The sequence below is a fragment of the Myxococcus qinghaiensis genome (genome assembly GCF_024198215.1).
In the GTDB taxonomy this organism is placed as follows: Bacteria; Myxococcota; Myxococcia; order Myxococcales; family Myxococcaceae; genus Myxococcus; species Myxococcus qinghaiensis.
On the sequence record NZ_JAKCFA010000013.1, the window covers coordinates 197,049 to 209,914 of the forward strand.

General features: G+C 72.5%; 5 protein-coding genes. 4 read left to right on the plus strand and 1 reads right to left on the minus strand.

The window, feature by feature from the left end:
- Positions 1–16: 16 nt before the first annotated feature.
- The 3 genes from LZ199_RS24925 to LZ199_RS24935 all read left to right on the plus strand — a co-directional run bounded on the left by LZ199_RS24925 (position 17) and on the right by LZ199_RS24935 (position 10,255).
- Complete coding sequence (locus tag LZ199_RS24925; RefSeq protein ID WP_253996244.1) at positions 17–6,547, plus strand: HEAT repeat domain-containing protein; 6,531 nt, start codon at positions 17–19, stop codon at positions 6,545–6,547.
- Positions 6,544–8,388, plus strand: a complete 1,845-nt coding sequence (locus LZ199_RS24930) for an SWIM zinc finger family protein (protein ID WP_253996245.1) — start codon at positions 6,544–6,546, stop codon at positions 8,386–8,388. Before LZ199_RS24925 ends, LZ199_RS24930 begins: the two co-directional genes overlap by 4 nt.
- Positions 8,389–8,797: 409 nt before the next feature.
- Positions 8,798–10,255, plus strand: coding sequence for a reverse transcriptase family protein (locus LZ199_RS24935; RefSeq protein ID WP_253996246.1), 1,458 nt, complete (start codon positions 8,798–8,800; stop codon positions 10,253–10,255).
- Positions 10,256–10,265: 10 nt separating this feature from the next.
- Here the strand turns inward: LZ199_RS24935 and LZ199_RS24940 are convergent, their stop codons facing one another.
- Positions 10,266–11,171 (minus strand): alpha/beta hydrolase, encoded by a 906-nt coding sequence (locus LZ199_RS24940; protein WP_253996247.1) that lies wholly within the window; start codon positions 11,169–11,171, stop codon positions 10,266–10,268.
- Between the two features lie 165 nt (positions 11,172–11,336).
- Between LZ199_RS24940 and LZ199_RS46745 the strand changes: the two genes are divergently transcribed.
- Positions 11,337–12,863, plus strand: coding sequence for a GMC family oxidoreductase (locus LZ199_RS46745; RefSeq protein ID WP_253996248.1), 1,527 nt, complete (start codon positions 11,337–11,339; stop codon positions 12,861–12,863).
- Positions 12,864–12,866: the final 3 nt, after the last annotated feature.

Here is a 12,866-nt window from a genome sequence, read left to right on the forward strand (position 1 = left end):
GCCTCGAAAGAACACCATGATTGTCCTGGCCATCTACAACATCGAGAAGCTCCGAGCCCTCGCGGCCACCCCCCGGGTGCTGCTGCTCGGCGGCGCTCGCGCCTCCGCCGCAAGCCACGTCACCGCGTTCGAGCCGGGCACCAACAAGGTGCTGTGGAGCACCGAGCTCCCCGCCGCCGTGAATGCCCTGGCCCTGTCGGGTGAGCGCTTCGCCGCCGCCTGCGCGGACGGCACGCTGCGCTTCGGCACCCACGCCGACGGCAACGTGCAGTGGCAGCTCGAGGGTGCGCACCCCGGCGGTGTCACCGCGCTCGCCTCCAGTCCGGACGGCAAGGTCCTCTTCAGCGCGGGCGCGGATGGCGTGGTGCGCGGCTGGGAGTGGGACTCCACGCGCAAGCTGCACGAGTGGAAGGCGTCGCCCCAGCCGCTGCGCGCCGTGGCGGTGGACCCGTCCGGGACGTATGTCGCGACGGCGGGTGACGACGGCGTGGTGCGCTCCTTCACGCGCGCCTCCGGTGAGCGCCGGGACATGGTGGGCCATGAGGGCGCGGTGCGCGCGCTGGCCTTCACGCCTCGCGACGGACGGCTCGTCTCCGGTGGCGACGACGGCAAGCTGCGCCTCTGGTACCTCGTCGGCGCGGTGGAGTTCGAGGTGCGCGGCGACAAGGACTCCGGCCATGCCGGCTCCGTGCTCGCCCTGCTCTTCCCGCCCACGCCCGCCGCGAAGGACGACGAGGAGCCTTCAGACCGCATCTGGTCCGCGGGCAGCGACGGCAAGGTGAAGGTGTGGCGGGTGGACGAGCGCCGCAAGCCGCGCACGTTCGACTGCGGCAGCAAGCCGGTGAATGCGCTGGCCTTCATGCCGCCCGCCAACCCGCGCGCGGCGCGCACGGCGCTGGGCTCCGTCTTCACCGCGAGCGACGACCGGCGTGCGTTCCGCTTCGGCATCGAGACGGACGGCAAGCCGGGCAATGACCAGGACATCTCGCAGCACGGCCTGGACCTCCTCACGGAGTCGGTGAAGGCCGGCCGTCCCAAGCGCGAGGCCGCCGTGCGCGAGGCCGCCGCGCTGGACGAGCCGGAGGCGCTGGAGTTCGTGCTCCAGGTGCTCGGCTCGGACAAGGAGGCGGAGGTGCGTCGCCTCGCCGCCCGCGAGCTGGCCGCCAGGGGCCGCACCGCCGCGCGCCCCAAGCTGCGCGAGCGGCTCAACGACGACCATCCCCAGGTGCGCGAGGAGGCCCTCAAGGCGCTCGACGTGCTGGAGACGGAGTCGCCCCTGGCCGCGCCCCGCGCCGCGCTGGACTCGCGCTTCGTGGACATGCGCGTGGCGGGCCTGCGCCGGCTCGCGAAGCTGGGCGGCACCTCTCCGCTGGTGCCCGGCCTCATCGCCGGCAAGCTGAGCGAGACCGAGGCCGCCGTGGGCCTGGCCGCCCTGGACGCGCTCTCCGAGGTGACACCGGGCGGAAACACCGAGCCCCTGCGCACCGCCTTCGAGCGCGGCCCCGCGCGGCTTCGCGTGGAGGTGCTCATCCGCGCCGCCGGAGCGGGCCTGTTGGGTCATCCGCAGCTCCAGCCGCTGGTGGCTCGGGCGCTGGACGACGCGGACGCGGACGTGCGCCGCGTGGCCTTCACCATCCGCGTGCTGGAGCGCCGGGCCTTGGCCCATGCGCTGGAGGCTCGCGACGAGGACTTCGCCCGCTCCGTCAAGGACGTGGCCCGGCGACTCGTCGCGCGCTCGCGCGGCCCGAGCGGCGCCGCCCTGACAATCACCGACGCGGACGTGCAGGCCGCTCGCGACGCGATGCCCGCGCAGGGCGCCGTCGGTGGCGCGCTGGCGGAGAGTGACCTGGAGCCGCTGCTGGCCGCGATGGCCTGCCGCACGCCGGACACCGCCGTGCGCGGTGCTCGCGGCCTCGCGCAGCTGGGTGACGCGCGGGCGCTGGGCGCGCTGCTCCAGCTCTCCCGCGAGCCGGAAGCCCCCATCCGCCGTCAGGCCGCCGCCGCCCTCCAGGCGCTCCAGGACGCCCGCGCTCGCGAGCGGCTGGTGTGGATGCTGGACGACGAGGACGCGGACGTGCGCGCCGCCGCGCTGGACGCGGTGGTGACGCTGGACGTGGAGGCGCCGCTGTCCTCCGCCGAGGCGGCGCTGCGCTCCGGCCACGAGGACGTGCGCGTGCGCGGCCTGGACCGGCTGGTGAAGCTGGGCGCGGCGACGCAGGGCGCGGAGCCGCTGCTCGGCGACGCGCTGGAGGACGAGTCCGCCAAGGTGCGCGGCGAGGCCTTCCGCACGCTGTGGGCGTGGAACGAGAAGGTGCCGGAGAAGGCGTTGGACCGGGCGCTCGCCGGCCGCTTCCCGGACCTGCGCGGCCGCGCGGTGGAAGTCCTCTCGCAGCGCGGCACCGAGGGCTGGGCGCAGGAGCGCCTGAAGAAGTCCGTGGAGGACCGCGACGCGGGCGTGGCCACCGCCGCGTACGAAGCGTGGGTGAAGCTGGTCGGCAAGGAGAAGCCGGAGCCGCACCTGGCGGCCCTCGCGTCCACGCACCCGTCGGTGCGCGTGCTGGGCGCCAAGGGCTCCGTGCACGCCCCGGTGGAGACGCTGCGCTCGCCGCTGCTCAAGCGCGTGCAGGACGAGGAAGTCGTCGTCGCCGTCGCCGCGCTGGAGGCGTTGGACAAGCTGGTGCCCGGGGAGAACGGGCCGCTGCTCGCGGGCATCGCCGCTGGCGAGTTGCAGGTGCGCGTGCGGGCCGCGGAGCTGCTCGCCCCGCGCGGCGCCGAGGACATCATCGAGCCGATGCGCGGGCTCATCACCGACAAGGACCTGGAGCGGCTCTACACTCCGGCGTACCTCATCCCGCTGCGCATCCGCGCCGCTCGCGCGCTGGCCTCTTTGGGCTCGCGCCGGCTGTTGTCGTTCTTCGCCACCGTGCTGGTGCCCAGCGAGCTGGGCGACCTCCAGGAGCAGGGCGCGCGAGGCCTCGCCACCGCCGGCCGTCGGGGCGACGAGGGCTACCTGCTGGACACGCTGGGCCACGCCAACGTGGCGGTGCGCTCGTGGGGCGCGGACGGCCTGTCGCGCCTGGGTGACGCGCGCGCGCTGCCCGTGCTCACCGGCAACCTGCGCCATGAGCACCTGCCCATCCGCCTGGGCGCCATCCTCTCCTTCGCGGCCCTGGGCCCCGAGGGCGACGGTGGCCTCCTGCACGGCCTGGAGGACCGCGCCCGCGAGGTGCAGGAGATGGTGTTCGCCATCGTCCTCGCCCGTGACTTGCGCGCCAGCCGTCGCGGCGAGCCGCCAGATTTGCTCGCCAGCGCCCTGTCCAGCGGCAGGCCGGAGGTGCGCTACGCCGCGGCCCGCGCGCTGGAGCTGCGCACGGAGACGGACGCGTACCGCACGAACCTCGTCGAGGGACTGTTGCCGCCGCGCCCTGAGAAGGCCGGCGACATGAAGGAGTGGCCCGCCGAGGAGGAGCGCGCGAAGCGCATGGTGGGGCTCGCCGAGGCCCTCTCCAGCGAGCAGCCCGAGCAGCGCTACGCGGCGGCCCAGGTGCTGCTGCTGCGCAACAAGCCGCTCGACTACTTCCGCGAGGCCCAGAAGGTCGCCCGCCCGCGCACGCTGGAGGCCCCGTGGAAGCCGGACACGGCCCCTGGAGCCTCGCCCGTGCAGGGCCAGGGAAAGAGCTGGCTGCGTCGGCTCTTCTCGGCGGTGAAGCCGGGGACGCCGGGCGCCTCTCCGGAGGCCGCCGCCAGCGCGGAGCGGCAGCACCTGCGTCGGCTCGCCTTCGGCGCGTACGTGGGCCTCTTGCGGCAGGTGTCCGCGGGTGACGACGAGGGACACCGCGTCCGCCGCGACGCCGTGGACCGCGTGGTGAAGCTCACGCTGGAGGGCTTCGCAGGGACTCCCGCCGCCGTCGCCGCGCTGCTGCGCGCGCTGGAGGACCCGCACCAGCTGGTGCGCAAGGCGGCCCTCACGGGCCTCAAGGAGCTGTTCCCCGCGGGCAGCGATGAGCCGCTGTCGCTCGCCCTGGCCTCGCTGGCGCCGGACGTGGCTCGTGCCGCGCTGGACGAGCTGGCCGAGCGTGGCGACGCCGCGAAGCCGCGCATCACCGCCGCGCTCAACTCGCCGCTGCCGGACGTGCGTCGCTACGCCTTCGAGCTGCTGGAGAAGCTCAGCCCGGCCGGAAGCCTGGAGCCGCTGCTGGCCGCGCTGGGCAGTGAGCACGCGGACCTGCGCGTCGGGGTGATTGAGCGGCTGGCCGGCGCCAACGACTCACGCGTCACCGAGGCGCTGGGCCGGGCCATGGCCAGCGAGCACGAGGACCTGCGCCTGCGCGCCTCGGAGCTCCTGGCGTGGCGCGGGGATGACCGCGCGGTGGAGGTGCTGGCCTCCTTCCTGCGCTCGGAGACGTCGGCCGTGGCGAAGCGCGCGTCGGAGGCGCTGGCCCGACTGGCCACGCCCTCCGCGGTGAACGCCCTGGCCGCGCGCGTGGCCGTCGCCACGGAGGCGAACGAGCGGCTGCGCCTGGTGGCCGCGCTGGGACAGACGAAGCGCGCGGAGGCGCTGGATGTGCTCGCGCGCCGGAGCGTGGAGGACGACACGAGCTCGGTGCGCGTCGCGTGTGTGGCCGCCGCGATGAACATCGCGGGCCCTCCGGACGTGAAGAAGCGGGACGCCGCGCTCGCGGTGCGCTTCCTCCGCTCGCCGGTGAAGTCCAACGACGTGGCGGTGCGGCTGGCGGCCCTGAAGGAGCTGGAGCACGGCACGGAGGCCGGGCAGGCCGAGCTGCTGGTGGGCCTGTTCTCGGACCGGGACGTGGCGGTGCGCGCGGAGGCGGTGGCGCTGTACTCCAAGCGCGTCGTCGAGCACGGCATCCCGGTGGGTCCGCTGGAGGACGTGCTGCGCGGCGGGACGCGCGAGCTGATGCTCCCGGCCGCCGAGGGCGTGGCGCACCTGCGCGGCGCCAGCGCGCTGCGGCCCCTGCTGCTGTACTCCCGGGCGGGTGAGGATGGACAGCGCGAGCGCGCCCTGCTCGCCCTGGGCACGCTGGGTGACCCGCGCGCGCTGAGCGAGCTGGAGACGGTGGCCGCGGGTGGCACGCCCGAGGCTCCCACCGAGCCGTCCATGGTGTGGGCGGCGCTGGAGGGCCTGGGCCGTCTCGCGGGCCGCCTGCCCGAGGGTGAGGAGCGCCGTCGCGTCGAGGAGAAGGTGGAGGCCGCCGCGGTGGAGGGCTCCACCTCCGAGCTGCAGGAGGCCGGCGTGAAGGGCCTTCGCGCCATCGGCGGAGAGCGCGCCCGCGTGAAGCTGGAGGCGCTGCTGCTCGACACGAGCACCCGCGACGAGGTGCGCATCACCATTGCCCAGGAGCTGGGCAAGCTGAAGGACGTGGAGGCGGAGGCCACGCTGGCCACCATCCTCGACGACGGCGACGAGGACCTGCGCCAGGAAGCGCGCAAGGCGCTGGACGCGCTCTTCCCGAAGGAGCGCACCCGCGTCGAGTTCCTCGCCGTGGCCAGCATCAGCGAGGACATCTCCGAGCCCGCCGCGGCGTACCTGTCGCGCGAGGGGGACCCGGCGCTGCTCGTGCCGCGTCTCGCCACGCTGACCAACGAGGAGCTGCGGCTGCGACTGCGCCGGGGACTCGCCCGTCGCGGCGCGCTGCCCGTGCCGGAGACGGTGGCCCTGCTGGCCAACGACAAGCCGGAGGCCCGGCAGGAAGCCGCGCTGCTGGTGGGCACGTGGACCGGTGAGGCGCGTCAGGCCGGTCAGGTGGACGTCGCCGCGCTGTCCCGTGCGCTGGTGACGGCCGAGCGGAAGACGGCGGCCGAATGGACGGCCTCGCCCCCGGGCGAGAAGCGCAACGTGCTGGCCACCGCGTGGGAGCGGCTGTTGTGGGCGGGCTCTCGACTGGGCGCGGCCAGCCTGGCGGACTCCGCGCGCGCCCTCCTCCAGGGTGGCGAGGCGGCGTCTCCAGCCACCGTGCGGCAGGAGGCGGCGCGGGTGCTGTCTCGACTGGGCACGGCGGGCTCGACGCTCAAGCTCGTGGGCCAGGACACTGGCGCCGTGCTGACCAACGCCAAGGAGCTCGCGGCCTCGGCCGAGGCGCTCAAGGGCGCGCTGGTGGACCCGGACGCGCGGGTGCGCTCGGCGGCGGCGGATGCCCTGGCGCGACTGGCGCCGGAGAAGGCCGCGACGTGGGCGCTGGAGGTGAAGCCCTTCGACCCGGTGGCCCTGGGCCCCACGGGCGCGAAGGTGCCCGCCGAGGCGCTCGTCACCTCCGAGGGCCGTCGCCTCGCCGAGCCCGCGCTGCTGGGCCACGGAGCCATCGCTCCGTTGAAGGCGTTGGCGCAGAATGCGAAGCCGGAGTTGAAGCAGGAAGCGTGGGCCGGCCTGGGTCGGCTCGGAAGTGACGAAGCGGCGAAGCTGCTGCACGAGGCCGCCTTCGACAAGTCTCAGTCCGTGGAGCTGCGCAAGGCCGCGTGGCGCGCCCACAAACGTGCACGTCGCGCCGTCGAGCGTGCGCGGAACCGGAAGGAAGGAACCCCGTCGTGACGACCGCCACCCGGCACCCCGTCGAGCTTCGCTACGCCACCGCGAGCGACGTGGAGTCCACGTCCGACGCGTCCCGCGTGCTGCTGGCCCTGGAGGGCTCGCGCGGCACCGTGGGCGTGCGCGGAAAGCTGAAGGACGCAGCCCTCTTCCGCGACGCGCTCACCGCCGCCTTCGGCATCCTCTCCAGCGACTTGCGCTACCGGGGCAAGGACCGCACCGCGTACCTCGCCTACCTCATGTCGAAGGGGAAGCGGGCGAGCGCGCAAATCTGGGAGGCGCAGAAGGCGTTCCTCGACAACGCGCTCGACGGTGAGGAGAAGCAGGACGAGGTGCTGGACCCCGTCCTCACCGTGGACCCGGACAGCGTGTCGCTGGAGGTCTTCTCCCGCGACGAGAGCGCCTACGCGCGCCTGTCCTTCGACAACAGCCTCTTCGAGGGCCGCGAGGCCGCGCACGGCTCCACCTTCCTGGACGTCCCGGCCAACCTCGCCACGCGGATGGACCGGCTGCGCACCTACCTGCCCGTGTCGCTGGAGGCCCACGTCGCCCTGCCCGCGAAGACGGCCCGCGAGCCTCGCAACGTGGACGTGCCGCACGCCTGGCTGCGCGGCTTCCTCCAGGTGCAGTCCGCCGCCACGCTGCCGGCCAGCTCCTGCGTGCTGGCGCCCATCGACCTCTACAACCTCCTCTTCGCGCTGCGCACCCGCAAGGCGAAGAAGGCCCCGCGCGCGCTGCGCTTCGAGTTGGTCCCCGGCGCCGCGCCTCGCCTCGTGTTGGAGCCGTGGGAGCTGGTGCTGGAGTGCCATGGCGGCACGTACAACGGCACCGCGCCCGCCGTGGTGAGGACGTTCGGCCGTCAGCGTCTGGTGGCGCTCGCCCGGCTGTTGCCCCACGCGAAGTCGGTGCGGCTCCAGTTGATGGGCCCCGGCCTGCCGGTGTTCTGGGTCATCGACATGGGCGCGGCCACGCTGACGCTGGGCCTCACGGGCTGGACGGAGAGCGGCTGGTCCTCCGCGGCGGCCTTCGATGTCCTCATGCCCCGCGCGGTGCCGGACGGACTCGCGGAGAAGCTGCGCGACAAGCTGCGCGCGGACGGCCCCCAGCCCTTCGACACGCTCGTCGCGGCGGCGGGCAGCGCGTCGAAGGAGCACGTGCGCGCCGCGCTCCAACTGGAGTGTCTGCGAGGCCGCATCCTCTTCGACGTCGCCAAGGGCCAGTACCGTCCTCGCGAGTTGATGGCGAAGCCGGTGGACGAGTCCGTCATCCGCTTCGGCAGCGAGCGCGAGGCGCGGGCCCACCGCCTGCTCGGTGACGGCGGCCCGGGCGCGGGCGAGGTGAAGCTGACGAAGGTGCATGACATCGTCGGCGAAGGCACCCGCATCCACGGCGAAGTGGTGGACCGCGAGGCGGTGCGCAGCTTCTTCCCGAGCTTCACGTTGGACCTCGAAGGCCGCGTGAAGGACGCGTCCTGCGGGTGTCCTCACTTCCGCCGCTCCGGCATGCGCGAGGGGCCCTGCGAGCATCAGCTCGCGCTGCGCCTGGCCTACGCTCGCCGCCGCGCCGAGGAAGAGGCACTGCGCAAGACGCCCGAGGGTCGCAAGCTCATCCGCGCGGAGACGCGCTCGTATGTGCGGCGCGACGCGGAGAGCGGACAGGAGCTGGTGTATCGCGTGTCATTGGACGGCCAGGTCGTCGCCGTGGAGTGGGGCCCTCGCACTGGCGAGGCGCGTCATCAGCGGCTCTGGTTCGACACGGACACGGAAGCGCGGACCGCGTATTTCACGCGCCTGGAGAAGCTTTCGGCTGAAGGCTTCATCGACGCGGCATCGGCGTTGGTGTAAACCCCCACTCACGGCTCGGCCGCTCACGCAGCGGCCGAAAGGGCAGGTGCGACGGAAGACACGATGAGACGCGCTTCACGCGCGAGCAGCCGAGAGAGGTCTGGAATTCATCAGCCTGAGCGCCTCGAGCGCGGGAGCGGCGTTGCGCCGCTCCGGTTGGAATGCAGGACACTCTCCGCAAGGTAGCCTGTTCTTGGCTCTCTCCCTCCTAGTCACTACGGCCGGGGTGGGCAGCGGAACCAACGACGCGACCGCCGTTTGCCCACCCCGGCCGTAGTGACTAGGAGGGGAGAGCCGGTGAGGCTACCGTGCACCAGGTAAGATGGTGGTGCTTTCCTGGCCTCCCTCGACTGCTCGCGATGACTGCCCGTCTTGTCCGACGCCGACGCGCCCCCTCGAGGTTCTTGAAATGACCGCCAGGCTGGAGTCGTTCGTCCCCGCAGCAGCGCCGCAGGTTGTCGCCACGCCCGCGCCCCAGGCGTCCACGGCCAACGCGGTCGCCCAGCGCGAGGCCCGCCACGCCGCGCACGAAGCCCTGCTCATCCGCTGGAAGGCCATCACCGAAGCGGGCGGCGCCGACGCGTGGGCCCAGGGCCAGCTCGTCTCGCGCGGCCTCGCCGTGGCGGACCTGGACTTCTCCGAGGCGTCCGAGAAGGAGAAGACGGCCTGGAAGGAGAAGAAGAAGGCCGAGGCCGCCGAGTTCCGCGCCCTGGGCCGACATGCCCATGAGGCCTGGAAGGCCACGCACATCAGCCACCTGGGCGCTGGCGTGCACTGGAAGGAAGACGCCGGCTCCGACAAGTTCGACGTGGCCCACCGCGAGGAGCGGGCGAAGGCCAACGGCCTGCCGGAGCTGGGCACCGTGGACGCGCTCGCCAAGGCGCTCGGACTCAGCGTCTCCAAGCTGCGCTGGTTCGCGTTCCACCGCGAGGTGGACACCGGCTCGCACTACATCAGCTGGGGCATCCCCAAGCGCGACGGTGGCACGCGCACGATTACGTCCCCCAAGCCGGAGCTGAAGCAGGCCCAGCGCTGGGTGCTGTCCAACGTGGTGGAGCGGCTGCCCGTGCACGGCGCGGCGCACGGCTTCGTCTCGGGACGCTCCATCCTCACCAACGCACTGGCCCACCACAGCGCGGACGTCGTGGTGAAGGTGGACTTGAAGGACTTCTTCCCCACCGTGACGTGGCGGCGGGTGAAGGGCCTGTTGCGCAAGGGCGGACTCCAAGAAAACACCGCCACGCTGCTGTCGCTGATGGCCACCGAGGCGCCTCGCGAGACGGTGCAGTTCCGAGGCAAGACGCTCTACGTCGCCAAGGGTCCGCGCGCGCTGCCGCAGGGCGCTCCCACGTCTCCAGGCATCACCAACGCGCTGTGCCTCAAGCTGGACAAGCGCCTGTCCGCGCTGTCGAAGCGCCTGGGCTTCATCTACACGCGCTACGCGGACGACCTCACCTTCTCCTGGACGAAGACGAAGCAGCCCAAGGCGAAGCGGGCGCAGGGCCCCGCGGTGTCGGTGCTGCTCACGCGCGTGAAGGAAGTGGTGGAGGCCGAGGGCTTCACCGTGCACCCGGACAAGACGCGGGTGAGCCGCAAGGGCACGCGGCAGCAAGTGACAGGGCTGGTGGTGAACAAGGCCCGCGACGGCGTGGCCACCGCGCGAGTCCCCCGCGACACGGTGCGCCGTCTGCGCGCCGCCATCCACAACCGCCAGAAGGGCAAGCCCGGCCGCGAGGGCGAGTCCCTGGAGCAGCTCAAGGGCATGGCCGCCTTCGTCTACATGACGGACGCGGACAAGGGCCGCGCCTTCCTCAAGGACCTGGAGCAGCTCGAGGCCCGCGAGAAGGAAGCTCCGAAGGTCGCCTGACGCGGAGTCGTCAGGGCACCGCAGGGGCCGCGCTTCCGGAAGCACCCTCCCCGCCCGCCAGCAGCGCCGAGTCGAAGAAGGCGCGCAGCCGGCGGGGATACTCCTGGGGCTCCACGTCACTGAAGCCGCCGTGCCCCGCGCCCTTTATCCGCCAGGTCTGCGCGTACTCGCGCACGTGGGCGAAGAGCTCGTCCGCGAGCGGCTGACCGGACTCCTCCGTGCCCATGACGATGAGCAGCGGCCGGGGACGGATGTGGTCCACCGCGTCGATGGTGCGCACCTCGTCGAGCGCGATTCCCCGACGCCAGAAGGGCACCAGCGCGCCGGACTGGGACACGAAGCCGAAGCGGCGGAAGTCATACGCCGCCGCCAGCCACAGCGTGTTGAACGGCGACAACAGCGCCACCGCGCGCACGCCCGAGTCCTTCGCGGCGACCTCCGCCACGGCGGCGGAGCCAATCGAGAACCCGAGCGCCGCCACCTTCTCCGCGTCCACGTCAGGGCGGGCTCGCACGAAGGCCAGCGCGGCGCGCACGTCCAGCCGCTCCTTGTCACCCCACGTGGACGTCTCGCCCTGGCTCTCACCGTGAGCGCGCAAATCGAAGAGGAGCACGCCGTAGCCCGCGTCGCGGAGGATGCGCGCCTCCGGCAGCAGGTCCGCGCGTGTCTGGGATAACCCATGCGCCATCACCACGGCGGCGCGGTTGCGCGAGGGTGAATACCAGCCACGCAATTCCAACCCATCCTCGGTGAACAGGCGCACGTCTTGCGCTTGCGCGAAGTCCGCGGGCCGCGCGGGGGGCGTGCGGGGATAGTGGAAGTACGCCTCCGAGTGACGCAGGGCCCGTCCGAAGAGGGCCAGGGCGACGAGCACCCCCAACACCAGCACGCCCGCGACGACTCGCCACCACTTCATGAAACACCTTCCCCGGGTCCTGCCCGGCTGCTCGTCCAGCACACGCGAGTCACCCGCGACACAGGGGGGCGTCCATGGTCAACCTCGCGCGGCCCAGCTTACACTGAGGTGATTCAACTCGCGGTGACGCGTACCGCGCACCCCCTTTGCACTCGCAGGGATGTCGTGAGCACGTCCAAGAAGACTTTCGATGCGGTGGTGGTGGGCTCCGGAGCGTGTGGCGGCTGGGCGGCCAAGCAGCTCACGGAGGCGGGGCTGAACGTGCTGGTGTTGGAGGCCGGGCGGAGCAACCGCGCGGACCGCATGCTCTGGGTGTGGCACCGCCTGCGTCAGAAGCTGCTCGGCTACCAGGCGGAGACGGACAGCGCGCGCAAGCAGCGCCAGTCGGTGCAGTCCACCACCTTCGCGTGGCCCTTCCATCCGCACGCCTTCGTGGATGACGTCGACAATCCCTACACGACGCCGCCCGACGCGCCCTTCGCGTGGATTCGCGCCCGGCAGGTCGGTGGGCGCACGTCGGTGAAGGCGCACGGCCGCCAGTTCTATCGGCTGTCTGACTTCAACTTCAAGGCAGGCGGGCAGGATGGCCAGGGCCCGGACTGGCCGCTGACGCTGGCGGAGCTGGCGCCGCACTACGAGACGGTGGAGCGGTGGATGGGCCTCTCCGGCAACGCGGACGGGCTGGACACGCTGCCCGACTCCATCTTCGCCTCCTCCATCGCGATGAACCCCGCGGAGCAGCACCTCAAGGCGCACGTGGAGCGCCGCTGGCCCGAGCGCCGCGTCGTCGTCCGTCGCACCGCGGGCGCCCCCATCACCATTCCCGCCGCGCTGAAGACGGGCCGGCTCACCCTGCGCACCCACGCGGTGGTGAACCAGGTGCTGCACGACGCGAAGACGGGCAAGGCCACGGGCGTCACCTACGTCGACACCGACACGGGCAAGACGCACGAGGCGCACGGGCGCGTGGTGATTCTGGCCGCGGGCACCATCGAGACGACGCGCCTGCTGTTGAACTCGAAGAGCGCGGCGTTCCCGGACGGGCTGGGCAACTCCTCGGGGCAGCTGGGCCGCAACCTGATGGACCACACGTACCTGCTCGGCATCGAGGCGAAGATGAACCTGCCGCCCGAGCAGCAGCGCGCCGAGCAGAGCTGGGCGTACATCCCCCAGTTCCGCAACGTCACGTCTCGAGAAGAAGGCTTCGCCCGGGGCTACGGCGTGCAGGTCTTCACCTTCGCGGACAGCTGCCACTTCGTCCCCTTCGGGGAGATGGTGCCGCGCGCGGGCAACCGCGTGACGTTGAGCGCCACGGTGAAGGACCGCTGGGGGATTCCGGCGGCGCACATCGACTGCCGCCACTCAGAGAACGAGCTGCGGATGTGCAAGGACGCCGTGGCGTCGTGCCAGGAGATGATGAAGGAAGCGGGCTTCACGGTGGAGAAGGTGAACGACACCCTGTCCACGCCGGGTATGGCCATCCACGAGGTGGGCACCGCGCGCATGGGCACTGACGCGAAGACGTCCGTGCTCAACCCGTGGAACCAGAGCTGGGACGTCCCCAACCTCCTCGTCATGGACGGCGCCTGCTTCCCTTCTCAGGGCCCCCAGAACCCCACGCTGACGATGATGGCCCTCGCCGTGCGAGCCAGCGCGCACCTGGTCGACGAGCTGAAGGCCGGCAGACTCTAGGCC